A 24,864-nucleotide genomic window follows, 5' to 3' on the forward strand; every position below is an offset into this window, starting at 1 on the left:
CCCCCCCCCCCCCCCCCCCGAAACGGGATCAGCCCTTGCGCCACTTCTGGTTGGCGGTGCCCGCGCAGTCCCAGAGCTGGAGCTTCGCGCCGTCGGCGCTGTTCCAGTCCCGGATGTCGACGCACCTGCCGGCCTGGAGGTTGACCAGGTCGCCGGCGGCGTTCAGGGTGAACCGTTGCGCGCCCGTGCCGTTGCACGTGTAGAGCTGGACGACCGCGCCGTTGCCGGTGGCGCCGCCGTCCACGTCCATGCACTTGTTGTTCTGGCTGCGCAGGGTGTCGCCGGTGAACGTCCACTTCTGCGCGTCGGTGCCGTTGCAGTTCCACATCTGCAACTGCGCGCGGTCGACGAAGTTCGCGTTCGGCACGTCGATGCACTTGTTGTTCCAGTTGCTCAGCACGGGCACCGCGCCACCGGGGTTCCCCGGTCCGCTACCGCCCGCGCCGAAGGGGCTCAGGATGAGCCCGGCCGCGCGGGGGTCGCCGTCGTGGACCAGGGACTCGAACGCCCCGACGTCGTCGAAGGCGAAGGCGTACGCCTTGCCGTCGACCATGTTGGCGTGGATGACGCGGGCGTAGTGGTTCGTCGGGTTGTTGCGGTAGAACTCGGCGGCATTGGTGCTGGGCTGGGTGTCGATGGTGCCGAGCGTGCCCCGGTTCAGCGCGGCGCAGAGCGTCCGGGAGATCGGGCCGACGACCGGGTCGTTGGGTGCGGGCAAATCGCCGTCGCACCCCCAGACGCTCGCCGACGAGGGCCGGTTGAAGGAGGCGACCACCTGGCCGGCGCCGTTGGTGAAGGTCATGACGTTGCCCGAGGTCCGCCCGAAGTAGCGGGTGTTCGGCTGGTCGGCGAACGGCACCACGGTCAGCGTCCTGGTCGTGTACGCGTTCCACGCCGACGCGATGTAGGAGTCGAGGTAGGTGGCGCTGAACAGGCCGGCGCCGGCCGCCTTGCCGGGCGCGAGCACCCGCAGCACCGTCCCGTCGGAGCGGGTGTGGACCGTGTTGGCCCAGCCCGGCTGGGACCGGATGCCCTCGATGATCGCGTTGCGGCCGCCCGCGACGACATCGCCGGTGCGCTTGGTGACGCCGCTGGCACCGGTCACCGTGACCGCGTGCGGCACCGCGAACATGTCGACCTGTGAGCTGTTGAGCCACAGTCCGGCGTCGTTGTAGGTGAACTCGCTCCAGTCGAACAGGATGTCGCGGTTGGCGTCGCCGGCCGCCCACGGCGCGGGTTGGACCAGGCCGTCCGGGGTGAGGAAGAACTTGAGCTTCTCGCCGAAGGAGAAGTAGACGCGGCCGGAGAACCCGCGCGGGAACCGGATGGTCGTGCTGCCGCCGTTGCCGGGGCCCGGGATCGAGGCGTCCGGCGCGGGCGACGGCGGGAGCTGCCCGCCCGACCACGGGACGAAGGTGCCGCCCTGGTTGACGTAGCCGAGGCGGCCGCTGGAGAGCTGCACACCGATCACGTACAGGTGGACGGCCTCGCCCCGGCCGGTGCTGTTGGTGACGGTGACGGGCAACAGCGCCGGGCCGACGGCCTGGGCGGGGGACGCGGCGACGGTCACCGGGGCGGCGGCGACCAGCGCGGACACGGCGGCGAGCAGCCTTCTTCGGAACTTCACGAACTCCTCCTCGGGGATGGTGGACAAGTGAAGAGAGCGCTCTCTCAGCGTCGGTCCGAAGCGGCACCCCTGTCAATAGACGTACGCAAATGGTCGTCGCCGACACGCGGGCGCTCACCGGCCGGCGGTGGAGAGGTCCTCGCCGCTGATCACGCAGCACCCGAACATGTCGCCGAGGACGGCTCGTTGGTGCTCCGTGAGCGGGTTCACGAACACCGCAACACCGACCGCGGCGGCCCGGCACGCCTGCGCGATCTCGCGCGCCCTGCCCGGGCTGAGCAGTGTCCGCCGCGAGAAGGGCAGAGCCATCTTGGCCGCACCGCCACTCGAGACACCCCGCCGCTGGACGTGCCGGCTCACCACCCGCCCGCCACGGGCCCGCACGGAGGCCGCCAGGACGTCGAGCTTCGTGCTGAACTCCTTGTCCTTCGCCGAGAACAGACCTACAAGCGCCACGTCGGCGCCGGCCAGTACGAAGGTCGGTGGCACAGTCGGGTATCGCCGCACCGGGCCATGGTGTCAGGCGCCGCCGGGCACCGCTCATCGGCGCGACCGCGTGCTGGGCCCGTCGCCCCCGCCGCCACGCGCACGGATCGCGCACGAGCGAGTCGGGTCATCACGCGCCGACAGCTGGCAGGACCGGGCAGCACGGATCGCACCGTATCGTGGGCAGAGCCGAGCTGGGCGGGTACCCGCCGACTACGTCGACCCTGGCGGGGATGGATGACAGACGACTGGTGGCACCGCTCCGCTGATCAGCTCGCGGTCTGCTCGCGCAGCGCCGTGGTGGAACTGACAGCGGTGCTTCCGGCAACCGGCAGATTCGTTGTCGCCCGTCTCGACGCGACGAGAATGAGCGATGCGGACCATGCCTTCTACGAATTCTCGGACGCGCTGCTCTTTCCTAGCTACTTCGGCTGGAACTGGGCAGCGTTGTCCGAATGCCTCCGCGATCTGAAGTGGTTACCTGCGGACGGCTATCTGATCGTCGTCGACAACGCTCCCCGGTTGCTGTCGAGCGGTGCCGGGGATCGGCACACCCTGTTCCAGATCCTCTCTCAGACCGTCCACTACTGGGCCAGCCCGCTCGGCCGGCCCAACGGCAAGGGAGTCCCGTTCAAGGTGCTGCTGTTGTGTGACCTCGACGAGGAGGCAGCACTGCTGCGGCAGGAGATCGCTTCGGCGGCCCACACCCTGCGGTAGTCGTCGAGGCCCGCAACCGCCGCCGGGCGCGGGGGTGCCAGGAATCAGCTGACAGTGAGATTGCGGCGTACCCACTGGTTCACCTGGCGACGGCCACGCAGTCGGACCACCGCAACCTCCTCGTCGCGCCGGTCGAGCAGTGCGGCGACCCGCCTGCCCGGGCCGCCATGCGTACGCCACGCCCACCGGATGACGTGCTCGGGATCGGTGAACACCGTGCGGAGCGCTGGCTCGACGTTGCCGTTCCACAGATGTTCGCGCCGAACCCTACGGGCGACCGTACGCACGATGACCTGCCGCATCACCAGGCGGCGCGGATGGTCGAGCCAGAGGACCAGGTCGGCCTTGCTCTGGAGGATGTCCCCGAGTTTGGCGGTGTACTGCCACTCGGTCACCCACCGTGGCTGTGCCGCGAACTGTTCGACCTCGTGCCTGAACGTCGGGCGCGGCACCCAGTTCTCTCCGTGATGCAACGCGTCGAGTTCGACCCGGGGAAGCCGCCAGGACTGGGCGATCAGCATGGCCAGGCTCGTCTTGCCCGCGCCGGACGTGCCTGCGACCAGGACGCGGCGCGGCCTCCAGGGCAGCGGGTCGTTCCAGCGCAGCAGCGGCACGCGCACACAGTAGATCAGCCGCCGCGGGAGCTGGTCCTGTCGGCTGCACCGTACTCGTGGTCCGACCAACCCACCCGGCGGAGCGGGGCCGGGCCTGGTCTGACCGGGTGCCTGACGGCCCACCGCCTGTCGTCACGGGCGATCGGCGGCAGGAGCGGACGTCCCCGCACTACTCGGTGACGAGCTGCTCTCGAAGGATGTCGGCGTGCCCGCAGTGCTGGGCGAGCTCGCGCAGCACATGGAGATACACCCACCGCAGCGGAAGCGGGCCCCGCCGGTGCCCGTGCAGGATGTCGTCCAGACCCAGGCGTGACGTGGCTTGGCGTGACGCCTCGCAGGCCTCGCGGTGTGCCTGCTGGATGGTGGCGATCGTGTCGTCGTCGTCGAGGATGAACGACTCCTCCGACGCCGCGGGGATGCCGATCTCCGCGCGCGACCGGCACGTGACGGCCTCGTCGAACCAAACCTTCTCGACGAAGGTCGCGTGCTTCACCAGACCCAGCAGCGTGGTCCGGGAGGCCACCAACGATCGGCGCGCCTGTTCCTCCGTCAGCCCGTCCAGGCAGCCATTGAGCGCGCCACGGTGCTCGTCGAGGAACGCCTCGAACTGGGCACGGAATGGCTGTGCCACGACCTCATCGGCGAAGGTGGGCGGGTAGGAAGGCATGGCCGAAGCATCCCAGACGACACTCAGGCACAGCCAGCGTAAATCGGCACGAGCGGTCGGTTGGCGTGTCGGCATCGCCGGCGCGGCCCCTGACGCCCGCTCGGCGGGAGATCCCGTCTGCGCGACCCAGCGTCGAGCTTCGCGCCAGATCCCGGTCACGGCCGGGAGTAACTGATCATCAAGATCGATCACGGCGAGTTCGGAGGCTTGGCCTTCTGCGGGTAGATCGTCTCGTGACGGGCCAGCATGGCGACGAACTCGCCGATCTTCCGCTCGCGGGTCTGCGCCCGTTTGACGGCATTGACGCGATGGATGAGAGCGAAGCGGTTTGTCTTGGTGAGTACGTCGAACATGGCCTGGGCAGCGGGGTCGGCAGCGATGGCGGCGAGCAGGTCGGCCGGCACCTCGGCTTCCGACGGCGGGGCGTAGGCGGCCGCCCACCGCCCGTCCGCCTTGGCGGCTTCCACGGCGGCGCGGCCCGGGGGCAGCATCCGCCCCTGCGCCTCCAACCGGGCCACGTGCGCGACGTTGCGTTGTGACCAGGAGCTGCGGGGCCTGCGCGGGGTGAACCGGATCCAGGAACTTTCCTCATCCCGTTTACGGGCCTGCCCGTCGATCCAGCCGAAACACAGGGCCTCGTCGACCGCCTGCTGCCAGGTCAACGTCGTGACTGTGCCGCCCTTTCTGGTCAGGGCGAGCCAGACGCCGGGCGACGTGGCGTGGTTGGCCGACAACCACGCACGCAGCGCGTCGGCGTCCGCGACGATCAACTCATCCAGTTCGGCACTCGCCATGACGGCAGGCTATCGCTACGCCGTGGCCGCAGCCTCTTCCCGTTGGACCGCCCGGCTCGTCGGGCGACCGGCGCGCCGGTCGCTCGGCGGACCGTCACTAGATTGCTCGCATGCGCACCATCGCGAGCGACCGCCTCCTGCTGCGCCCCTGGCGCGACGAGGACGCCGACTTCCTTCTGGATCTCGAGTCGCGCTGGGAGGTCGTGCGGTTCCTGGGCGCGCAGCCCACGATGATGAACAACCGCGAGGATGCCCTCGCCTCGATCGCACGCCGACGCGCCGTCGACGATCCGATCCACGGGATCTGGGCCATCACCACGGCGGCGGACGGCCGGCTGGTGGGAAACCTCCTGCTCAAGCCGATTCCCCTGTCGGCCGGGGAACCGGCCGGCGGGCCGACCGATGTCGAGATCGGCTGGCACCTGCATCCGGACGCCTGGGGGCACGGCTACGCCACCGAAGCAGCGGCAGCGGTCCTGGACGACGCGTTCAGCCGGGGCCTGACGAGGGTCATCGCGGTCACGGATCCGGACAACCGTGCCTCCCAGGCCGTCTGCCGGCGGCTCGGCATGACCAACCTCGGCCGGACGACGAGGTACTACGACACGCCGAACGAACTCTTTGAGAAGCTGGTCAGCTGACCGGCAAGGACCGTGCGCGGGTCGAGCACCGGGCGGGATCCGATCGGGTCGTCAGTGAGTTCGTAGAACCTGCTCGAGGCGCTGTTCGAGCCGGCTGCGGGCGAGGTCGTCGCTGATGTCCAGCCCGGAGTCGCGCCATGGCTGGACGACCTTCGCCGGGTCCGGCAGGTAGCCGACGATGTCCATGACGTTCCAGTACCGGAACTCGTCCTCGTCGTGGCGGCCACCGACCCGGCGGCGGTACACGTTCGTGAATCTGACCCCGGCCTCGGCGCCGTGCAACATGGCCAGATAGGTGGCGGCGTGTGCGACGTCCAGGTTCGCCGGTCCCCACGACGTCTCGACCCAGTCCACCACGCCGCTGACCCGCCCCTGCGACCACAGCAGGTTCCCCAGGTGGAAGTCCCGGTGCAGGAACGTGCCGGCATAGGCCGGCGCGGGTTGCTCCAGCAGCGCGAACGCCTGACTCCACAGCTGTCGCCGCTGCGCCCACGGCGGCATGACCCGTTTGCCCGGCGTCGCCCACGACTGGTACTCCCGTGGCCTGTCCGGCCCGGGATCGAATTGATGAATGTCCACGAGCACCTGTGCCAGTGCCGCCAGGACGTCGTCCGCGGCAGAGTTCAGGCACAGCCGCCCGGGCAGCCAGGACATGAGGTGTGCCGGTGCCCCGGCGGTGTCTCCGGACAGATCGAGGGCGATGCTGCGGGGCACCGGGATCGACGAGCGTTGCAGTTGCCGCTGGACAGCCGCCTCCCGGGAGAGCAGCCCGGCGGCGTGTCGGCGCCACGGCTCCTTCGTCATCAGCCGGAGTACCGCCTGCTCGCCGTCGTGTCCGGTCAGGCCCAGCATGGTCGACGTCCAGCCACCGGTGAGAGGCCGCACCATGGTCGTCCGACGCCGCCACGTCGACTCGGCCCAGCGAATACCCACCTCGGTCGCACTTGCCACACGCACCACTCCGTCATCGACGGGCGAACTGCTACACCGGTCGACTCGCGAAGGTGCCACGTTCGCGGCCACTCAGTCGAGACAGAACTCGTTGCCCTCGACGTCCTGCATCACGAGGCACGACTCGTTGACGCCATCGGCGCGCAGCAGTCGCACGCGTACCGCGCCGAGCGCGACCAGTCGCGCGCATTCGGCCTCAAGTGCGGCCAGGCGCTCCTCGCCCACGAGCCCGGTGCCGACCCGCACGTCAAGATGGACCCGGTTCTTGACGACCTTGCCTTCGGGAACGCGCTGGAAGAACAGTCGCGGCCCCACGCCCGAGGGATCGACGCAGGCGAACGCCGAACCCTGACGCTCGGGCGGCAGCGCGCGATCGAAGTCGTCCCAGGTGGCGAACCCCTCCGGTGGCGGCGGTACGACGTACCCCAACACCTCGCACCAGAAACGAGCGACGCGCTCAGGTTCCGCGCAGTCGAAGGTGACCTGGAACTGCTTGACCGACGTCATCGCTCCACCATAGAGCCGGGGCCTCGCGTCGGCTCCCACGGGCCCGCCCCCGGCCGGGTCTTGGCGCGTGCGGCCGGCTCCTGAGCGGGAGCGTGGCTGGTCACGCCCGTCCGAGCACGTACCGCGAACGTGGGGCGGGACGACGACGACAGTAGGGTGGCGGCGTGACCTTGACTCCTGCCACCGCCCCGTCCGCCCCCGGCGAGACGTTGCTCGCCGAGACCGAGCGGGTGACGGCCGCCGAGCCGATCGACGCCGCGTACCTCGAAGGACTGTGCCGGGAGATCGACGGCCGGATCGTGCGCGGGGACGTGATGATCGGGATCCTGCCGATCCGGGCGTACGAGGTGCTGCTGCGCGGCTACCTGACCGCGGCGCGGGCCGGCCGCGCCGACGTGTGGGTGCCCCTGGGACGCCGGCTGCTCGACCTGCCGGTCACGCAGCTGCCGGCGTGGCCGTCGCCGCACCCGTTCCCCACCAGCGGGAACGACGTCCTGGACGCCGCCCTGCGCTGCTTCGCCGAGGCCGCCCGGCACGGCAACCGCCAGGGCGCGTACCTGTTCGCGGCCGTCGGCCGGGAGGCCGTGGACCGGGTCGGCCGGTACGCGCTGACGCTGCTGGAGCCGCTGCGCGCCGACGACCCGACCGGGGAGGCACGCTACTGGTCCGGCATCGTGCACTACCTGCTGGGCGAGGGCGAGGCGGCGGTCGGGTACCACCAGGAGGCCGCCGGGGCCGGCAGCGCCGACGCGATGTTCGAGCTGCACGTCCTGTACGACACCGGGGACATGCTGCCGCGCGACGAAACGGTGGCGCGGCAGTGGCTGCTGCGCGCGGCGGACCGGGACCACCCCCGCGCCCTGTACAACGTCGCGGCCGGGCACGCCAGCGGGCGGGGGTTCCCCCGGGACGAGGCCGTCGCCGCAAGCTGGTACGAGCGGGCGGCGAACGCCGGGAACCCCCGCGCGGCGGCCACCCTCGGGGTGATGTACCTGCTCGGCTCCGGCCTGCCCACCGATCCGGCCCGCGCCGGCGAGTGGCTCGACCGGGCCGAGGCGGAGGGCTTCGACGTGGACGGCTGGCTGGACCAGCTCGGCATGCGCCGCCCCTCCTGACCCGGGGGCGCCCCGGCCGCCCGTTCCCGCGCCGTGGCTTTCGCCGTCACACCTGGTCGGCGCCGCCCCAGGCGGCCCGCACGAGGGCCGGCAGCACCTGGGCGGCCGGGCCGCGCAGGTTCACGTCGGACACGGCGTCCAGGGGCGTCTCCTGCGGGTTGACCTGTAGCACCGTGGCGCCGAGGCGGGCAGCCACCTGGGGAATCTCGGCGGCGGGATACACCAGCCCCGAGGTGCCCACGGTCACCAGCAGGTCGCAGGCGGAGGCCGCCTCGACGGCGGCCTCCAACGCCGCGGCCGGCAACGCCTCACCGAACCACACCACCCCGGGGCGGACGGGGCCCGCGCAGCTCACGCATCGGGGCGGGGCCACGCGCCGCCCGTCGCCCGGCTCCGCCGGCGCCTCGTCGGGCACCGGCGCAGGGCGGGCGCAGGCCCCGCAGCGTGGCGCGAAGAGGCTGCCGTGCAGGTGGATCGGCGCGACCGAGCCGGCGCGCTCGTGCAGGTCGTCGACGTTCTGCGTGACGACGACCGTGCCCGGGACGCGTGCCTCGATCGCGGCCACGGCCACGTGACCCGCGTTCGGGCGCGCCCGCCGCACGGCGTCGCGTCGCCACTCGTACCAGCCCCAGACCAGCGCGGGATCGTCGCGGAACGCCTCCGGCGTGGCGAGCCGCTGCGCGTCGAAGCTTCGCCACAGGCCGGTGAGGGCGTCGCGGAAGGTCGGCACTCCGCTCTCCGCGGAGACGCCCGCGCCGGTGAAGATCACGACACTCCGGGCCTGCGCCAACAGCGCCGCGGCCTCCCGCACCGACCGCTCCCCCATCTGGCCTGCTCCCTTTGCCCCGGATCCGCCGGGCCAGATCCGGCCGTACTCGTGCCACGCCGTCAGCCGCTCGACGACCTGGCGCAGTCGGCCACGCCGTCCCCGTCCGTCGACGCTAGCCCAGCGCCCCGACCCCACCCGTACCCGGTCGGGGCCCGCTGCCCCGCCGCGGTCGGCGAGGAAGCGTCGACCGCGGCGAGGAACCCGGCCGGCCGGGCGGCGTGCACGTCGTGGCCGGCCGCGATCGTGACAAGGTGGCGTCGGGCATCCGCTCGACCATCTCGGCGAGCAGGTGTTGTGGGCGCGCGAGGGCGGCACGGGCCTTATTCGATAATGCGCACTTCTCCGGCGTACGCCGGTTCCATCTCTCCGGCCGGCGGGCCTTCGGCGTCGAGGGCGGGCCGGCCCACCTGCCCGTTGTTCGCCACCGCTGGCGGAATCGCCGGGCCGGGCACCGGAAATGGGAATCCCACGACACCGGGCGAAGGCTGGTGTGAACGCGCGTCGCCCGATAAGAATGGTCCAGGCGCTTCAGCGGAAAGGCGTGTCGTCCATGATTGCACCGAAGGTCGTGTCCCGGGACGAGTGGGTCGACGCCCGCAAGGAACTGCTCGACCGGGAGAAGGAGCTCACCCGCCTGCGGGACCGGGCCACCGCCCTGCGGCGCGAACTGCCGGCGGTCGCCATCGAGAAGGACTACTCCTTCACCGGACCCGAGGGCACCGTTCGGCTGGCGGACATGTTCGAGGGCCGACGACAATTGATCGTCTACCATTTCATGTTCGACCCGGAATGGGCCGAGGGGTGCACGAGCTGCTCCCTGCTGGTCGACAACTTCGGGCACCTCGCGCACCTGCACGCCAGCGACACGACCCTCGCCGTCGTCTCCCGCGCGCCGTTCCCGTCCATCGCGTCCTTCAAGGACCGGATGGGCTGGCGCTTTCCCTGGTACTCCTCCCACGGCAGCGACTTCAACTACGACTTCCACGTCACCATGGACCCGGCCGTCGCCCCCGTGGAATACAACTACAAGGACGCCGAGACCCTGGCGGCGGAGGGCCTCACCCACCACCTGCAGGGCGAAGCGCACGGCCTCAGCGTCTTCGTCCGCGACGGCGAACGGATCCTGCACACCTACTCCGTGTACGGCCGCGGCCTCGACCCGCTGCTGAACACGTACAACTACCTGGACCTCACCCCGCTGGGCCGGCAGCGCTACGTCAACGAGTTCCCCCTGCACGACACCTACGGCACGGACGCGCCCGACAGCCACTGCGACTGCCACTGACCTCCGCCCGGCCGCCCGCGGCGGCGCTCACCCGGGGACGCAGTTGTTGCTCTTGCGTCTGACCGTGTACTCGGTGTCGTCGTGGGTGATGCCCGACGGCACGCCGTCGAAGTAGGCCTCGACCTTCTCCCAGCCCCGGCGCTGCTCGTAGTGCAGGTGCGGCGCCCCGGAGTTGCCGGTGCTGCCGAGACGCCCGATCTGCTCACCCTGAGCCACCCGCTGACCGACCCGGACCAGCGGCGGCTCGAGCAGGTGGAGATACTGCGTCTCCCACTTGCCGCCGTGGTCGATCTTCACCCAGTAGCCGCCGCCGCGACCACGCGGCCCGTCCGGGTTGTCGGGCGTACGGCCACCCAGTGACCCGTTGATCCCCGCCACGGTGACCTTCCCGGCGTAGGACGCGAGCACCGGGCGGCCCCACGCCTCGCCCTCGGTGGGGAACAGGTCGACGTCGTAGTCGTCGTGACCGGGGTAGGTGCCCAACTGCCACGTCTCGCCGCACGCGACGGGAAGCTGGAAGAGCGGGCGCGGGCCCGCCGGCCGCACCAGCGGCACGACCACCGCGACGACGAAGACGGCGGCGGCGAGGAGCACCGCGACGGCGCCGGAAGCCAGCACGACCCGGAGACGGCGGCTGCGCTTGCGACGATGGGTGCGGGGGCTGGTGGGGTGGCCGGTCGTCACCGGGCCGAGCATGGCAGACGCCGGCAAGGCAGCCGCCCCCGGCACCGGTCGACGACGCCGGGCTCGAGCCCGGCCACGTCCACCTCACCGACGCCGCGCTCGGTGGCGCCCGCGGGACGCTGTTCGACCCGCGGCGCCCCCAGGCGCCGGCTTCGGCGATCCCGCGTTGCGCCCGCCCGCCTGTTGGGAGAGTGGTCGGGTGGCGATGAGCGCGTCGGGGGCCGGGCGGATCCACGCCGCGGTGGCCGGGCGGATCCAGGCCGGCCCGGGCGGGGTGACGCGCCTGGAGCTGTTCCTCGATCTGGTCTTCGTCTACGCGTTCTTCAACGTCACCGAGCTGATGTCGGCGAACGTCCACCCCCTCGGGCTGTTGCAGGGCTTCCTCGTGGTCGCGCTGCTGTGGCGGTGCTGGGCGTCGTACGCCTGGCTCGGAAACACGGTGCGCTTCGACCGGGCCGCCATGCCGTTGGTCGTCTTCGCGGCGGCGGCCGGCATCTTCGTGGTCGGTGTCGCCCTGCCGGTGGCGTTCGTGGACCGGCCGGGTGGTCTGTGGGGCCCCCTCGTCTTCGCCGTCGCGTTCGTCCTGGTGCGCCTCGGGCCGTTGGCGGTCACCACCCTCGCCGGACTGAACACCGGCGACCGGCCCCTGTTCGCGCTCCGCGCGTGGTTGCCGCTGTGCGTCACCACGCTGCTGCTGCTGGCCGCCGCGTCCCTGTCGGCGCTGCTGCCGACCTGGCCGCCGGTACGCCTCACGCAGGTGGTGCTGTTCACCGTGGCCACCGGCGTCGACTACGCCGGCCTGGTGGCGCTGCGCACGGGCGACTGGTGGCTCGGTTCCGTCAGCCACTGGGCGGAACGGCACAGCCTGATCGTGCTCGTCGCCCTGGGCGAGACGATCATCTCGATCGGCACCAGCGGGGGGCTGGTCGGGGACCCGGCGATCACCTGGCCGGTGATCGCCGGGTCGGCCCTCGGCGTCGTCGTGGTGCTCGTGCTGTGGTGGACCTATTTCGACCTCGCCAGGTTCGCCGCCGAGCAGTCGCTGCGGCGGCTGCCCGGCGGCGTCACGTCGCTGATCGGCCTCGACGCCTACGCGCTGCTGCACCTACCCATGGTCGGCGGCCTCATCCTGCTCGCCCTCGGCCTCAAACACGCCCTGAGCGCGACGGACGTGAGCACCGCCGACCCGTGGAGCACGGGCGGCGCGCTCGCCCTGCACGGCGGGGCGCTGCTCTACCTGCTCGGGCTGCTCGCCTTCGAGAGGCGCGGCTTCGGCCTGCTGGGTCGCAGCGTGGCACTCGGCATCGTGCTGCTCCTCGCCACCGCACCGGTGGTCCTGAACGTGCCGGTGCTCGCATCGCTGGCGATCCTCGTCGCCTGCCTGGGCACCGTCGTGGCCGCCGACCGTACCGTCTTCGGCCACCGGCACCGCCGGCTGCACGACGCGGTCGCCGGCACGGTGCAGCGGGTGACGGTGGTCCGCCCGCACCAGCTCTTCTTCGACCTGATCGTCGTGTACGCGTTCATCCAGATCACCGTCCTGGTGAACCGTCAGCCGTCCCCGGCGGGGGTGGCGCAGGGGCTCGGTGTCCTGGTCCTGCTGTGGTGGTCGTGGTGCCTGTACGCCTGGTTGGGGAGCGTGACGCCCCGCGCCACCACCCCGGTGCGGGTGACGGTGCTGGCGGCGGGCGCGTTGACCTTCGTGCTGGGCGTCGCCATCCCGCAGGCGTTCAGCCGCGTGCCCGGCGGGCTGCCCGGTCCGCTGATCGTGACGGCCTGCTACGTGGCGGTCCGGGTGCTGCACCTCGCCTCGTTCTGGTGGATCGCGCGGCCCGACCCGGCGCTGCGGGCCCAGGCGTCCCGGGCTGCCCTGCCCACCGCGGCGGCGCTGACGCTCCTGGTGGGCGCGACGCTGACCTTTCCTTCGACCGGGGAGGCCATCTCGCCGGTCAGCGCGGCGTGCTGGACGGCCGCGCTGGTGCTGGACCTGGCGGGCGGCTACCTGACCGGTGCCCGCAACTGGCGGATCCGCTCGCTCGAGTACTGGACGCACCGGTACAACCTGATCGTGCTCGTCGCCTTCGGGGAGGGCTTCATCTCCACCGGCATCGCGCTGGCCGACACGTCGATCTCTGTGGCGGCCCTGTTCACCGTCGCGTTGATCGTCACCCTGCTCGCCGCCCTGTGGTGGACGTACGTCGGCACCGACCGCGTCCTCGACCGGCGGCTGTCGCAGGTGTCGACCGGCCCGCGCGGGGCGGCCCTGGCCCGCGACGCCTACACCTACCTGCACCTGCTGATCGTCGCCGGGCTGATCCTGGTCGCCCTCGGCCTGACGACGACGCTGGCGCAGGTGGCGCAGCGGCCGGCCACGCCGTTGCAGTCGCTGGGACACGCCGTCCTCCACGGCGGCGTGGTCCTCTTCCTCGTCGGCGACCAGCTGATCTGGCGACGCGCGGTGGGCCGGTTCTGCCGGCGACGGGTGCTCGGGCTGCTGGTGGTGGCGCTGGCCGCTCCGGCGACCGCCGCGCTGCCCAGCCTCGCGACGCTGGTGCTGCTCGCGACGGTCGGCGTCGCGGTCGCCACCACCACCTCGCTGCGCGCCGCCACGCCATCCGACGGTCGCTGAGCACCGGGCCGCTCCCGGACGCCCCTCGTCGCGCCCTGGACCACCGACCGACACAATGGGCGGCGTGCGGAGATCGACACGACGGCTGCTCGGCGAACTGGACGCGCTGGCCCACCGGGAGCGGATGTCGACGCTCGCGCGCCGGGCCCGCCAGCTCGCCGCCACGGGCGAGCTGCCGGAGATCCTGGCGGACCTGCGTGGCGGGGAGTCGTACCACCGGTTCCTGGCCGTCACCGCCGCCGAGATCGTCGGCGACCACGCGGCGGCTCGGGCGGCGCTGAGCGACCCGCACGGCACGATCCGGGCGGTCGCGGTCAAGGTGGGCCTGCGCGCCGGCTGGCTCGCCGGCGACGACCTGCGCGCATTCGTCCGGGACGCGCCGGCCGACCTGCGCCATCTCGTCTACCGGTCGCTGCGGCACCTGCGCCGACCGGCGGTCGCCGACGACTTGATCGACGGTGTGCTGGGGCGCTTCGGCGCCGTCGAGGCGGTGGCCCTGCTGCCCGCCTGCGGGGCGGACACCGTCCGCCGGCTGCTGCCGGCCGTCGAGCACGCGTTGCCGGACTCGGTCCGCCTGGCCCGGCGCCACGGCGACGTGGTGCTCGACCACGCGGAGTCGACCCTGCCCCACCTCCACGCCGCCGAACGGGACCGCTGGTGGACGACGCACGGCAAGCGCGTCCTGGTCGCCGGTCGGCGCCGACCGGAGCGGGCGCTGACGCTGCTCGAACGGTACGCGCCCACCGGGTACCTCCCCGGCGACCTGGCGGACTACGGTGCGCTCGCCGCGTGTGCGCCCGGACGGGTGCTGGCCCTGCTGACCGAGGTGTCCCGCGTGGACCGGCTGCGCTACGAGGGGCTGCCCCCGGCGCTGCTGCGTCAGCTCGTACGACTGCCGCAGGCGGACCTGGTTTCCCTGGGCCGGCGGGTACGCGGCCACCACGACCTGCTGAGGCGGCTGCTCGCGGCGCTACCCCCGGCGCGGCGGGGCGGCCTGTACGACGCCGTGTTCGCCGACGTCGAGACGGCCACCCGGATCCCCGACGCGGCGCTGCTGGAGGTGCTGCCGCACGCCTGGCGGGAGCGGGAGGCACGCCGGGTGCTCGCCCTGGACGAGGTCCGCCACGACGAGGCGCAGGTGCGGTCGTGGAGCGCCCTGCTGCCGTGGCCGGCGGCGTCGGCGGCGCTGACTCCCGCCCTGCGCGCCGCCGACGCGCACGACCGGGCCGTCGCGTACCAGCTGCTCCTGGCCGCCGCGCGACGCAGCCGTGACCCCGCCGCGGCGGTCGAGGCCCTGGCCAGGCTGGACCGGCTGCGCAACGAGCAGGACCCGGTCCGGGCCGTGGCGCTGGCGGAGCTGACCAACCTGGCCCCCCTGCTGCGCGCGGACGCCGTCGGGGTGCTGGCCCGGATCACCGTCGACGCCACGGCCACCCGCGACGCCTCGACGCGCACCCTCGCCGCGCTCGGCAGCCTCGCCGCCCGGGTGCTGGGCCGGCACGTCGACGAACCGGCCCTGCTGCGGTGGGCGCTGGACACCCTCGACCGGCTCTTCGGCGGGCACCGGCTGCCGCCGCTCGGACGGTTCGACCGGACGCTGCGCCGCGGCCAGGAGGAGCTGGTCTTTGCGCGGCTGCGCGGATGGGTCGAGACGGGCATGGCCCGGGGCCGGTTTGCCGCGTTGTTCGCGGTGACCCGGGCCCTGGGGCGGCGGGCCTGGCAGCTGCCCGAGCTCCAGGAGCTGCTGCGCCGGGCGACGGCCCCCGGCACCGTCGCCGCCGTCGTGCGGGAGGCCGTCGAGCTGTGGCTGGCCGACCCGAGGACCCGGGCGCAACGGGTGGCGTACGTGCTGCGCTCCGACGCCTCGACCATCACCCTGCCCACGGTGTGGCGGACTGTCAGCGCCCGCCGCACCGACCTGCTCGACGGGGTGCTGCGCCACCCGCCGAAGGGGGCGTTCCTCACCGCCGGCACCCGCTGGATCCCGGGCCGACCCGTGCACGCCGAGCGGTGGTTGCCCCGCCAGCAGCAGGCGTTCGTGCGCCTGCAGGCGCGCCTCGCCGCCGACGCCGGCACCCCGCTGCACCACCGGGCCGCCGCCGTCCGGGCCGCCGCGCCCGTGCCCGACGCCGGGCGCGAGCTGGTGCTGCGCTACGTCGATTCGCCGAACGTCACCCTGGCCGAGGCGGCCCTGGAGGCGCTGCCGTGGACCGACCGGCCCGCCGAGGCGCTGCCGCTGCTGCTGTCCCACGCCGACGACGAGCGGGCCAGGGTCGCCCTGTACGCCGCCACCCGGGCCGTCCGCTGCACCCGCCCGGCCGACCTGGTGGGCCCGCTGGCCGGCGTCGCCCTGGGGCGGGGCAAGGTGACCAGCCGCAAGCAGGCGGTCCGGCTGCTCGGCCGCTTCGGTCCCCCGGAGGCGATGACGGTGCTGGCGTCGGTGTGGCAGCAGCCCGACCAGCACCGCGACGTGCGGGCGGCCGTCGTCGCCGCCGCCCGGCAGCGGCTGCACGCGCCGGAGAGCTGGCCGATCCTCGAACAGGCGGTCGTCGGGAGCCGGGAGGAGTCGCTGACCGTGCTGGCGACCCCGCCCGACGAGGTCGCCAGCACCGAGCGCCCCCGCTACGCCGCCCTGGTCGCCCGGGCCTGCGCGAGCCCCGACCGGGAGGTCGGCCGGCTCGCCTGGCCCCGGCTCGTGCACTGGCTGCCCTGGGCACCCGACCTCACCGGTCTGATCACGGCGGCGCTCACCGACCTGGCGGGACGCCACGACTGGCAGTCGGTGCGGCCGGTGGTGGACGCGGTGCTGCGCCACCCGGACCGCCCCGAACGGGAGGTGCCCGCCGCCGCGCTGCGCGCCCTCGTCCGGGCCGACGACGCCGACCCGGACCCCGGCGGCCCCGCAGGGGACCGTCGGGCCCGGCGGCGGATCGACGCCATCGTGGCCACGTTGTGCGGGGCGCTCGAGCCGCGGACCGACCCGGCGCCGGTCCGGCGGGCGGCCGACGAACTGGGCCGGCACCCCGCGTACCTGGCCGGGGCGGGCACCCTGCTGACCAGGCTGCTGTCCCTCGACGGCACGACGTCGGAGCGGCTCACCGCCGACATCGTGGAGATCGCGGAACTGGTCGCGGGGCGGCCGGCACTCGCCGCCCGGCTCGCCCACCTCCTCGGCCAGCGCACCGCGCCCCCGGCGGCCCTCGACGCCGAGTTGGTACTCGGCACGGCCCGCGTTCTCGCCGCGCGGGGCGAGGCCGGCACCGGGCTCTTCGCGGTGGCACTGGCCGGGGGCGGCAGGGGGTTCGGCTGGTCCGCGCCCTGGCGGAGCCTGCTCCACCTGCTGCGCGAACACCCGGTCGCCGACGTCCGCGACGCCGCCTTCGACATCAGGATGGCGGCGACGTGATGCCTCTGCGGCTCGCCGGGACGGCGGCCGTCGGCCGGAGGCACCCACCCGGCATGTCGCCCGCCGCCGACGGGGTGGACGGCGCCCGCCTGTGCCGCCCCTTCCCGGTACAGTCACAGTGGTGGACACCAGTGGCGGGAGCACCGACGGGGACGACGTCGCCGTCGCGCACCGTGGCATCGACTGGCCCGCACACGGCGGCAACCCCTTCGACGGCGCGCTGCCCTGGCCCGGCCTGCTGTACTGGGCGCACGAGCAGCCGTCGCGGGTGTTCCCGGCCGATCGCGTACCGTCCCGCGACGAGCTGTTCCGCGCGATCCCGATGGGCCACACCACCCTGAGCCTGCTGGCCCGGATCGCGCTCTACCACGGCGGGCGACAGCGGGGGCTGTGGCCGGAGGAGGACCGGCGGACCCCGCGCGGGCCGCTACAGCCGTACCAGTTGCTCCTGCCGGCCACGGAGAAGGGACGCCACCTGCGGCTCGGCGCGAGCTGGCCGGTCCGGTTCGCGCTGCGCGACGCCGAGGAACTGTCGGCCCGCACCGGCGGGGCCGTCCTGGTCTGCCAGGTGCTGGAGTTCCACAACTGGCACTGACGACGCCTGGCGCCTCGACCGGCTCCCCCTCGGCCTCGGCGACCGACCTGGCGAGCCCGACCGGCGGCCGTGTACCGCGGGCGGATCGGGACCGGGCCGACCCGGTCCCGATCCGCCCCTGGCCGGTACGACTAGACCGGGGTGACCCGGACGGCGTCGGCCACCACGTAGCCGGGGGCACTGGTCCACCGGCTCACCGCGACCAGGTTGCGGTCACCGGCGGCCAGTCCGAAGGTGCCCAGCGAGCGCCAGACGCCGCCGTTGACGCGCTGGTCCACGTTGACCGTGCGGTTGCCCGAGGCGGTGACGACGACGTGCGGGGCCGAACTGTTGTAACCGGGGTCGGCCGGGTGTCGGACCTCGATCCGGTAGTCGCCGGCCGCCGGAATGTTCACCTTGAACCAGGCGGCGTCGCTGGCCGGCGTGGGGTTGGCGAATCGGTAGTCGGCCCCGTAGCGCTGGGCCGAGTACGAGGAGGTGCCCCAGTTGGTGCTCGCCGTGAACCGGCCCGCCGTGGCGTTGTCCACGATGGTGCCGCCCGTGGGCGGGTTGGGGGCGCCCAGGCCGAGGTAGGCCGCGATGCCCTCCGCGTGCCCCCGGGCGACGGCGGTGATGAAGTCCGCCCGCTTGAGCAGGTTCGAGTCGGCGACGCTGTCGATGAAGAGGTTCTCGGTCAGCACCGCGGGCATGGCCGCCTCGCGCAGCATGTGGAAGTTCGCGGTCTTCAGCCCGCGGTCGGTGACCCCACCGATCGTCCGCATGGCGCCGATCACCCTCGAGTGCACCGCGTTGTGCAGGTTGACGGTGGCCGCGCTCGCCGTCGGGTACCGGTAGCTTTCGAAGCCGGTGCCGCCGCCGGAGTTGATGTGCACGCTCACGAGCAGGTTCGCGCCCCACGCGTTGGCGTCGTCGGTGCGGTACGCCAGGCTGCGGGTGATGTCGCTCGTCCGGGACATGCGGACGTCGACGCCCCAGTTGGCCAGCAGGATGTTGCGCAGTTGCAGGGAGATGTCGAGCGTCAGGGCCTTCTCCTGCAGCCCGTTGCCGACCGCACCGGGGTCGGTGCCGCCGTGCCCCGGGTCGATGTAGACCTTGGGCAACGCGGCGTGCGCGGGGCCCGCGACGATGGGGACGGCCGCGGCACCGGCGATGGCCGCCAACAGGGTACGCCGCCGGAGCGTCGGGTTATCGAGCATATGCACCTCGTCATGAAGAACCGAAGAGATCGACACTGCTCGGCAATATAGCGGGACATCGATGCAATATGAAAGATGTCTACGGCCCTTGATCCGGGATCCGAAGGTTTCCTCCCGGGCGGTCGACCGCCGCCGGCCACCGCCTGTCCGGCAGGTGCCCGCCAGCTCGGGCGCTGGGCCGCGTCAACACTGGTTGGCGGGTCTAAGATTCCTCGACGTCGTTGTCTGCGACACCGTACGGGATCCGGTGCCCCGTAGGTGGCGGTGTGTCGGGGTGGTGGCGCCGGGAGGTGGCGCCGCTGACACGGGTCACACCTGCGCGTTGCGGGACGAGGAAGGAACCGATGGTCAGCGTTGGCATGCTTCAGTCAGACGACCGCCACGGGTGGGAGGAGCTTTTTTGCGGCTACAACGCCTTCTACGGCCGCACCTGGCCCGCAGACCGGTACGACCGGGCCTGGCAGGAGTTCCGGCGCGGCGACAGGGTGCGCGCGCTCGGGGCGCGGTTGGACGGTCGGCTGGTCGGCATCGCCCACTTCCTGGTCCACGCCAGCACGACGTCGCCCGATGTCTGTTATCTGCAGGACCTGTTCACGGCTCCCGAGGCGCGCGGCAGGGGTGTCGCCCGTGCGCTGATCGGGGCCGTCGGGGCGTGGGCGAGCGACCAGGGCTGTGACCGGCTGTACTGGCTCACGAGGGAGGACAACCACACAGCCCGGCGGCTCTACGACCAGGTCGCCGAGAACCGCGGTTTCATCCAGTACGTGGTCGCCCTCTAGCCTCGGCTGGCGTGGCTGGCGCCACACCGAACATCACGAGATCCTTGACCGCCAGCATGCTGACGATGCGGCCTTGAGCACTCCGGGTGGGGACTGTGACGATGCCTCGGTGAGGGCTTGCCAGACGTGGTGGCTGTTCATGACTTGGGTCCGATGACGACGCCGGCCGTCTATTCGGAGAAGATCTCGCCGAGGACGCGCAGCCCGCTCGCGGCCGGCCCGCCGGTATCGCCCAGGGGGGAGGCGCAGGTGACGAGCGTCTTCCAGAGGGCCCAGCCACGCCCGCGCGCCCATGTCGCGTCATCGACCGCCAGCCGCTCCCGGAACGCCTGGCGGCCGTCAGCGGTCAGCAGGGTCCACGCGACAGCCAGGTCACAGGCCGGATCTCCGACGCCACATGTCCCGAAATCGATGACGGCTGCCAACTCCCCGTCGACGAGCAGGAGATTTCCTTGGGCGACGTCACCGTGGAACCAGCTCCGCACGCCGTCCCAGCGTGCGTCTCGTGCGCTCTGCCAGATCTCGCGAGCCAGGTCGACGTCGACGTGGCCCTCGAGTGCCGTGAGCGCGCGCTGGGCCTCCCCCTCGTAGGTGCGCAGCGTGCCGCCTCGAAACCAGTTGTGCTTCCCGGGGCGGGGACCGTCAGTGGTGTCGACGCGCTGCAAGGCCGCCAGGAACCCGGCCAGGTCGCGCGCGAATCGGACGGCGTCGGCGATGCTGTCCGCGCTCGCAGACTCTCCGTCGAGCCACGGGTAGACCGACCACGAGTAGGGGTAGCCCGCGCCGGGCTCACCTTTCGCCAGTGGGGTGGGGATCGGCAGTGGGAGCCGGGGGGCGAGCGCCGGAAGCCACCGGTGTTCCTTGTCGACCGCCAACGCGTACTCGGCTGCGCTGGGCAGACGCACCGACATCCGCGGGCCGAGGTGGAAGGTCCAGTTGTCCCAGCCACCGTTGGCCACGGGCCGAACCGGGAGACTGGCCCACTGAGGAAACTGTGCGGAAACGAGCCGGTGCACCTGATCCGCGTCGACGGTGATGCGTTGGGGCACAGGACCGAGGTGTGGTGTGTCGCTCACTGAGACATCCTTGTCCGACAAGGAAGCTGGCATGTGGATCTGAACGACGGCTCGCCGCCTGAACAGACCCTGTCGCTGCTCCCCGCCGTACGATGACCTTGGGTGGCCGACGGGTCGGAGTATCGGTCAGGAACAAGCCGTGGCCGCCGCTGGAGTCGGGCGGTCCGAGAGCTCATATAGTCCAGGCGGTGGACTTCAAGCATGTTCGGGACGCGTACGCCTCCGTCGCAGCCCTCTACATCGAACTGATCGGCACCAGGCAGCGGGTACATGTGGATGACCTCGCCTTCATCGGGCGACATCTGTCTCATCGGCCCGGCAACGTGCTCGATCTGGGCTGCGGACCGGGCCACATCACCGACTACCTTCGGTCGCTCGGCGTCGATGCGCTGGGGATCGACATCGTTCCCGAGTTCATCGCGCATGCGAAGTCGGCCCATCCGCACGGCAGGTACCAGCTCGGGTCGATGAGGAACCTCGACGTCGAGGACCATTCCCTCGCCGGCATCCTGGCCTGGTTCTCGCTGATCCATCTACCGCCACAGGACCTCGACGAGGTGCTGGCCGAGTTCCGGCGAGTGATGGCACCGGCCGGCACGCTGGTGGTCGGCTTCTTCGACGGCGACGAGGTCGCCGCCTTCGACCACAAGGTCGTGACGGCCTATCGCTGGCCCGTTGACGAACTCTCGGCGCGGTTGACGAGTGCTGGCTTCGTGGAGGTCGAGCGCCAGCACCGGCCCAGCGACGGCACCCATCGGCCGTACGCCGCGATCGCGGCGGTCATGGGTGGGCCTCATTCGCCGCTTCCCTTGATGGACACTCCCTGACGCACACCGTCGAAGCGGCCCCGGCCACCACGTTCACCCACGCTCACATCGCCTGAGTCGATCGGTCCAGCCTCCAGGACGATCGCATGATCAGCGATCAAACGGGTGATCCCCGGATACCAGGACGCGGATCTCAGGTAGTGCTGCTGCAGTGCCGGACTGGAGGAGAAGGTGTCGACGATGTACGCCCTCCAGCCCTCTTCGCCCTTGGCGTTCAAGTCCTTCCGCCGGTGCCAGATCCACTCGAACGTATCCAGGACCAGTTCCGCCGCAGCGCGGACTCTGTGGCGATTCGAACCGTCGACGTCGGGAGGCTTCCCGTCATAGAAGTACGGCCGAATGTCGGGATATTCGATGAAGGTTTTGTCCAGTTCCCTGAAGAGACCGATGACGCCGTAGTAGGTCGAGGTGTGATGCGCCCGCCGCGACAGGCGATAGCTGTAGACCGCAGACAGCACCGCAGCCGCTATCGCTGCGATCGCCAAGATGTCTGATGATTCCATTCAGAGTCCCGGGATATGAGGCGTCAACGGGGAGGACGAGACGAGCCACCAGGCTGATTCCACACATGTAGCGACCCCGACCGTCGCCCGCCGGACCCTCGGTCGTCCACGGTCGCCGCGTAGCGGCGCAAACGATCGTCAAGAGCGCGGTGGCAGCGGGGGCGACCGACCTGCCCGACAACTCCGGTCACGCGCCTCGTAGATTGACTCATGCCAACATTGTCCTGAGAGCCGCAACCCGGCCCGTCATCCAGACGCTCCGATGGAGATCAGGTGCTCAAGGGGCGGTGAAGTCCGCGCGGAGGACGGTGTGGACGCCCCGGACGATGCAGTCGACCGGCAGGGCCCGGTCTGGTTCGGTTGCCTGTGGATGAGGCAGGTGCCGTACCCCGCTGCTGCGCTTTCGTCACTGACCGCCATCGTGCCGTCGCAGGAAGGGGGCCAACCGCTCCCCCTCCTTGAGGTCCTCGCGCCAGTAGCGGTAGACGAGCCCCGTCACGATCCTGACGGAGGCTGCCGCCACAACACAAGGGAGGACCTTCCAGCCGACCACGGCTTGAACGTCGAACGCCACCACCACGGGCGGCACCTCTCCGACGTGTGCATGCACGGTCTCATACTCGTCGGAGGTCGGCTCACGGAACTGCGGGTCAGAGAACCGGGTCGGACAGGCGAGGTAGTGGACGTCGGTGAAGACCAGCTCCAAGCCGTGGTGGTACGTCAGGTCGTACCCGGCGGCGATGCGCAGTTCCGAACCGTTCCACCCGAGCACATCCCAGTCCCACCATGAGCCCTCGGGCAGCTGCACGACCGTCACGCCACGATCGTCCCATGGATCTGGCGCCCAGCCGCCGCGTCCAGACCCGGCATCGACGCCCTCCGACCCCGGCTTCGCCCATTCCTAGCTGCCAGGACCGTCCCCTGTCATGCAGGGTTGTCCACCGGCGTCCGTCGTGATCGTCACTCAGTTAGTCACCCACCTCCTCGGCGCTCGACCCATCCTGGTCTCCGACCAGGCGGCCGAGGAGACACCGCGCTCCACCATCTCCGGACCGTGCCCGCTGCCGTAGGTCCTCACTTCGGCCTTCCTCGTACAGCAGCCCGATTTAGCCGCCTGCGAGCGTGCACATCGCGTTGGCCGAGTGCCGCCAGCTCGACGTGACGCCCGGCGCGGGCGAGCAGATCCATGTGCCACAGGTGTGCGTTATGGCGCTCGTAGTCGGTGCTGTAGCACTCCGCAGCAGCACCGACCACCGCGACTGCTCGGTCCCAATCGCCCCGCTCCTCAGCAACGCGCGCAGTCTCAGACCAGTGAGGCACGGACATCATCGTAGGCGGCCCGGACCCTCAGCTTGGGAATCAGGTTCATCTGCACTGTGAGTAGGCGTGTTGACTGGTGAATGAGCACGGAACGCTCAGATCGCCGATGCCCAGGTGCCCATGCAGGCCCGGCTGTTGACCGCTGCATCGGGCACGGTACGGGCAGTGCCAGCTGGTACCACAATGGCGACGTGCTGAGCTACGTCCGCTGGTACTGGCCGGAAGAGGATCGTTGGAACTACGACGAACTCGACACCGGTCGGTGGTGCCTGCGCCACGTCGAGCTACACGGGAAGGGAACGGTCATGGCAGCGGCGTCTCTTGCAGAGGCGCTGGCCGCACGCGAGTCAGGGGGTGCGGACGCCGTCGTGAGGTACGAGAGACGGTACGGCGTCATACCTGAAGCGCCGTTCCCGTCGCCTGACGCCGACGTCGAGCCTGCGTTGAAGATGCTGTCTGCCACCGAGTTCGAACAGCTGTGGCGGCAGGCTCGCCGCCAGTTGGACCAGGACGACAGCAGGTGACCCGTTCGGTGTGAAGGAACGATCACGGGTCGATGAGCTGTGCGAGAAGCGGGATCGAGCTGCCCGAACGGTTCGCTCGCGTCCACAGACGGCCATGCCTGGCCGCATCCGTCGTAACCCAGTTTGAGCGTCAGACGTCGAAGCGAAACTCGCACTACGACGTGCCGGGTGTGCCGCCCTCGCTCCCATAGGCTGCGTCATGCGAGAGGCCTACGTCGCCCCCGCCACCCCTACCACGCAGACTGCCACGCTTTGTTCTCCGAGCTTCCCGGTCGATTTGCTGGGCGGCGCGCCTGGCCAATCGCAGTTGCTCCTCCCGATCCAGCACCCGTGATGCTCCCCGACGCCGAGCCACCACCGCCACACCGACGATAGCCAGCAGCAAGAGCGCAACGACTCCCCATGCCGCGCCAGTCATACCCGCACGGTAACGAACACCGCCAACGCCCCTGCCATCCCGCCGTCGACCCGCCCACGTGGGGATCGGGCCGCCGCCCGGTCCATCACACGTCAAGCGGACCTTGACGCACGTACGGACGCGCCGGAACAGACTGAGTCAGCTCTCGTGTCACGGAGCGCGCCCCCGACGGACACCACCACAGTGGCGCAGTTGACCCAACCTCGCCCGGCACGGACCCGGCTCCCGGGGTCGGACCTGGCCACCGGCGGGCACCCTGTCCCTCCCAGGTAAGCGGTTGACCTGACCCTGAGCGGCTTTAGAGCCGGCTCCTGGACGACCGGCACGCCTTCGTGCGGCCACCGCCCCCACGCTTGGGGCTTTCGGTTGTCACAGCACTGGATCGAGTACGACCCGCTCGCCCGCACTTACCCTGGGCGGCGGCGTGGCGTGGTGGCCGCTCTGACGGCCGCCTCTCGGACGTCGCTGTTCGCCGGTGAGCTGGCCTCGACGGTGGCTGGCTCTGGTCACCTGGTCGCCGTAGTGATCAATACGGTGGAAGGGATGGCGACGCGGTGACTGGGTCCGGCGGCGACAGCCCCGGCCAGATCAGGAGCTACGGGCGAGGTCGTGCACGTCAATCGGGTTGGCCTGCGCCGACTCCGGGTCCGCTGGACCGATGGGTCCGCCAGTAG

At 71.5% G+C, this 24,864-nt stretch carries 23 protein-coding genes; 10 read left to right on the forward strand and 13 right to left on the reverse strand.

The annotated features are described in order from the left end of the window. Positions 1-28 precede the first annotated feature (28 nt). Both ACSNN9_RS16715 and ACSNN9_RS16720 read right to left on the reverse strand, forming a co-directional pair. A complete protein-coding gene (locus ACSNN9_RS16715) occupies positions 29-1,627 on the reverse strand; it encodes a glycoside hydrolase family 64 protein (protein WP_436674170.1) in 1,599 nt (532 codons plus the stop codon). 114 nt (positions 1,628-1,741) lie between these two features. Beyond that, complete coding sequence (locus ACSNN9_RS16720) at positions 1,742-2,134, reverse strand: hypothetical protein (RefSeq protein WP_436674172.1); 393 nt, start codon at positions 2,132-2,134, stop codon at positions 1,742-1,744. A gap of 216 nt (positions 2,135-2,350) precedes the next feature. Here ACSNN9_RS16720 and ACSNN9_RS16725 point away from each other — a divergent pair, with 216 nt between their 5' ends. Continuing rightward, positions 2,351-2,830 (forward strand): barstar family protein, encoded by a 480-nt coding sequence (locus tag ACSNN9_RS16725; protein WP_436674173.1) that lies wholly within the window; start codon positions 2,351-2,353, stop codon positions 2,828-2,830. A 44-nt stretch (positions 2,831-2,874) separates the two neighbouring features. Here the strand turns inward: ACSNN9_RS16725 and ACSNN9_RS16730 are convergent, their stop codons facing one another. The 3 genes from ACSNN9_RS16730 to ACSNN9_RS16740 all read right to left on the reverse strand — a co-directional run bounded on the left by ACSNN9_RS16730 (position 2,875) and on the right by ACSNN9_RS16740 (position 4,905). Continuing rightward, the gene (locus ACSNN9_RS16730; RefSeq protein ID WP_436674175.1) at positions 2,875-3,444 is read right to left on the reverse strand and encodes a hypothetical protein; all 570 of its coding nucleotides are present in this window, start codon (positions 3,442-3,444) and stop codon (positions 2,875-2,877) included. A gap of 169 nt (positions 3,445-3,613) precedes the next feature. Then, positions 3,614-4,303 (reverse strand): DinB family protein, encoded by a 690-nt coding sequence (locus ACSNN9_RS16735; RefSeq protein ID WP_436674177.1) that lies wholly within the window; start codon positions 4,301-4,303, stop codon positions 3,614-3,616. After that, on the reverse strand, positions 4,300-4,905 hold the full coding sequence (locus tag ACSNN9_RS16740) for a YdeI/OmpD-associated family protein (protein ID WP_436674178.1): 606 nt from the start codon (positions 4,903-4,905) through the stop codon (positions 4,300-4,302). Before ACSNN9_RS16740 ends, ACSNN9_RS16735 begins: the two co-directional genes overlap by 4 nt. A gap of 110 nt (positions 4,906-5,015) precedes the next feature. On the opposite strand from ACSNN9_RS16740, the gene ACSNN9_RS16745 reads away from it, so the two are divergent. Next, a complete protein-coding gene (locus ACSNN9_RS16745; RefSeq protein WP_436674179.1) occupies positions 5,016-5,546 on the forward strand; it encodes a GNAT family N-acetyltransferase in 531 nt (176 codons plus the stop codon). A gap of 51 nt (positions 5,547-5,597) precedes the next feature. On the opposite strand, the gene ACSNN9_RS16750 is transcribed toward ACSNN9_RS16745, so the two are convergent. Together ACSNN9_RS16750 and ACSNN9_RS16755 are read right to left on the reverse strand one after the other, a co-directional pair. Further along, a complete protein-coding gene (locus ACSNN9_RS16750; protein ID WP_436674180.1) occupies positions 5,598-6,434 on the reverse strand; it encodes a phosphotransferase family protein in 837 nt (278 codons plus the stop codon). Positions 6,435-6,569: 135 nt separating this feature from the next. Then, entirely contained in the window at positions 6,570-7,004 is a 435-nt protein-coding gene (locus ACSNN9_RS16755) for a VOC family protein (protein WP_436674181.1), read from the reverse strand. A 164-nt stretch (positions 7,005-7,168) separates the two neighbouring features. Here ACSNN9_RS16755 and ACSNN9_RS16760 point away from each other — a divergent pair, with 164 nt between their 5' ends. Next, the gene (locus ACSNN9_RS16760; protein ID WP_436674183.1) at positions 7,169-8,119 is read left to right on the forward strand and encodes a tetratricopeptide repeat protein; all 951 of its coding nucleotides are present in this window, start codon (positions 7,169-7,171) and stop codon (positions 8,117-8,119) included. 46 nt (positions 8,120-8,165) lie between these two features. Here ACSNN9_RS16760 and ACSNN9_RS16765 read toward each other — a convergent pair whose 3' ends face one another. Then, positions 8,166-8,945 carry an SIR2 family NAD-dependent protein deacylase gene (locus tag ACSNN9_RS16765; RefSeq protein WP_436674184.1) on the reverse strand — a complete coding sequence of 260 codons (780 nt, stop codon included), beginning with the start codon at positions 8,943-8,945 and terminating at the stop codon, positions 8,166-8,168. Positions 8,946-9,498: 553 nt separating this feature from the next. Between ACSNN9_RS16765 and ACSNN9_RS16770 the strand changes: the two genes are divergently transcribed. Continuing rightward, positions 9,499-10,233 carry a DUF899 domain-containing protein gene (locus tag ACSNN9_RS16770; protein WP_436674185.1) on the forward strand — a complete coding sequence of 245 codons (735 nt, stop codon included), beginning with the start codon at positions 9,499-9,501 and terminating at the stop codon, positions 10,231-10,233. A gap of 27 nt (positions 10,234-10,260) precedes the next feature. On the opposite strand, the gene ACSNN9_RS16775 is transcribed toward ACSNN9_RS16770, so the two are convergent. After that, a complete protein-coding gene (locus ACSNN9_RS16775; protein ID WP_436674205.1) occupies positions 10,261-10,929 on the reverse strand; it encodes a M23 family metallopeptidase in 669 nt (222 codons plus the stop codon). A gap of 193 nt (positions 10,930-11,122) precedes the next feature. Between ACSNN9_RS16775 and ACSNN9_RS16780 the strand changes: the two genes are divergently transcribed. The 3 genes from ACSNN9_RS16780 to ACSNN9_RS16790 all read left to right on the forward strand — a co-directional run bounded on the left by ACSNN9_RS16780 (position 11,123) and on the right by ACSNN9_RS16790 (position 17,547). Beyond that, on the forward strand, positions 11,123-13,546 hold the full coding sequence (locus ACSNN9_RS16780) for a low temperature requirement protein A (protein WP_436674187.1): 2,424 nt from the start codon (positions 11,123-11,125) through the stop codon (positions 13,544-13,546). Between the two features lie 64 nt (positions 13,547-13,610). Further along, on the forward strand, positions 13,611-16,952 hold the full coding sequence (locus tag ACSNN9_RS16785) for a hypothetical protein (protein ID WP_436674188.1): 3,342 nt from the start codon (positions 13,611-13,613) through the stop codon (positions 16,950-16,952). Between the two features lie 121 nt (positions 16,953-17,073). Next, positions 17,074-17,547, forward strand: coding sequence for a hypothetical protein (locus ACSNN9_RS16790; RefSeq protein WP_436674189.1), 474 nt, complete (start codon positions 17,074-17,076; stop codon positions 17,545-17,547). A gap of 131 nt (positions 17,548-17,678) precedes the next feature. Here the strand turns inward: ACSNN9_RS16790 and ACSNN9_RS16795 are convergent, their stop codons facing one another. Then, positions 17,679-18,743 (reverse strand): N-acetylmuramoyl-L-alanine amidase, encoded by a 1,065-nt coding sequence (locus ACSNN9_RS16795; protein WP_436674206.1) that lies wholly within the window; start codon positions 18,741-18,743, stop codon positions 17,679-17,681. A gap of 359 nt (positions 18,744-19,102) precedes the next feature. Here ACSNN9_RS16795 and ACSNN9_RS16800 point away from each other — a divergent pair, with 359 nt between their 5' ends. Further along, the gene (locus ACSNN9_RS16800; protein ID WP_436674191.1) at positions 19,103-19,522 is read left to right on the forward strand and encodes a GNAT family N-acetyltransferase; all 420 of its coding nucleotides are present in this window, start codon (positions 19,103-19,105) and stop codon (positions 19,520-19,522) included. 170 nt (positions 19,523-19,692) lie between these two features. Here ACSNN9_RS16800 and ACSNN9_RS16805 read toward each other — a convergent pair whose 3' ends face one another. After that, positions 19,693-20,598: an aminoglycoside phosphotransferase family protein gene (locus tag ACSNN9_RS16805; RefSeq protein WP_436674192.1), complete on the reverse strand. Its 906-nt coding sequence runs from the start codon at positions 20,596-20,598 to the stop codon at positions 19,693-19,695. Between the two features lie 188 nt (positions 20,599-20,786). Between ACSNN9_RS16805 and ACSNN9_RS16810 the strand changes: the two genes are divergently transcribed. Beyond that, positions 20,787-21,425 (forward strand): class I SAM-dependent methyltransferase, encoded by a 639-nt coding sequence (locus tag ACSNN9_RS16810; RefSeq protein WP_436674193.1) that lies wholly within the window; start codon positions 20,787-20,789, stop codon positions 21,423-21,425. Here the strand turns inward: ACSNN9_RS16810 and ACSNN9_RS16815 are convergent. Together ACSNN9_RS16815 and ACSNN9_RS16820 are read right to left on the reverse strand one after the other, a co-directional pair. Continuing rightward, complete coding sequence (locus ACSNN9_RS16815) at positions 21,392-21,910, reverse strand: hypothetical protein (protein WP_436674194.1); 519 nt, start codon at positions 21,908-21,910, stop codon at positions 21,392-21,394. The two genes, ACSNN9_RS16810 and ACSNN9_RS16815, sit on opposite strands and share 34 nt — an antisense overlap. Before the next feature lie 424 nt (positions 21,911-22,334). Then, the gene (locus ACSNN9_RS16820; protein ID WP_436674195.1) at positions 22,335-22,745 is read right to left on the reverse strand and encodes a hypothetical protein; all 411 of its coding nucleotides are present in this window, start codon (positions 22,743-22,745) and stop codon (positions 22,335-22,337) included. A 694-nt stretch (positions 22,746-23,439) separates the two neighbouring features. On the opposite strand from ACSNN9_RS16820, the gene ACSNN9_RS16825 reads away from it, so the two are divergent. Next, positions 23,440-23,772 (forward strand): hypothetical protein, encoded by a 333-nt coding sequence (locus ACSNN9_RS16825; RefSeq protein WP_436674196.1) that lies wholly within the window; start codon positions 23,440-23,442, stop codon positions 23,770-23,772. Positions 23,773-24,864 lie beyond the last annotated feature (1,092 nt).

It is taken from the genome of Micromonospora sp. URMC 107 (genome assembly GCF_051386315.1).
GTDB lineage: Bacteria > Actinomycetota > Actinomycetes > Mycobacteriales > Micromonosporaceae > Micromonospora.

Bases quoted from the DNA above. Each gene is read 5' to 3' on its own strand.
- ACSNN9_RS16725 (WP_436674173.1), top strand. From the start codon at position 2,351: ATGACAGACGACTGGTGGCACCGCTCCGCTGATCAGCTCGCGGTCTGC.
- ACSNN9_RS16740 (WP_436674178.1), bottom strand. From the start codon at position 4,905: ATGGCGAGTGCCGAACTGGATGAGTTGATCGTCGCGGACGCCGACGCG.
- ACSNN9_RS16745 (WP_436674179.1), top strand. From the start codon at position 5,016: ATGCGCACCATCGCGAGCGACCGCCTCCTGCTGCGCCCCTGGCGCGAC.
- ACSNN9_RS16750 (WP_436674180.1), bottom strand. From the start codon at position 6,434: ATGGTGCGGCCTCTCACCGGTGGCTGGACGTCGACCATGCTGGGCCTG.
- ACSNN9_RS16755 (WP_436674181.1), bottom strand. From the start codon at position 7,004: ATGACGTCGGTCAAGCAGTTCCAGGTCACCTTCGACTGCGCGGAACCT.
- ACSNN9_RS16765 (WP_436674184.1), bottom strand. From the start codon at position 8,945: ATGGGGGAGCGGTCGGTGCGGGAGGCCGCGGCGCTGTTGGCGCAGGCC.
- ACSNN9_RS16770 (WP_436674185.1), top strand. From the start codon at position 9,499: ATGATTGCACCGAAGGTCGTGTCCCGGGACGAGTGGGTCGACGCCCGC.
- ACSNN9_RS16775 (WP_436674205.1), bottom strand. From the start codon at position 10,929: ATGCTCGGCCCGGTGACGACCGGCCACCCCACCAGCCCCCGCACCCAT.
- ACSNN9_RS16780 (WP_436674187.1), top strand. From the start codon at position 11,123: ATGAGCGCGTCGGGGGCCGGGCGGATCCACGCCGCGGTGGCCGGGCGG.
- ACSNN9_RS16795 (WP_436674206.1), bottom strand. From the start codon at position 18,743: ATGCTCGATAACCCGACGCTCCGGCGGCGTACCCTGTTGGCGGCCATC.
- ACSNN9_RS16800 (WP_436674191.1), top strand. From the start codon at position 19,103: ATGCTTCAGTCAGACGACCGCCACGGGTGGGAGGAGCTTTTTTGCGGC.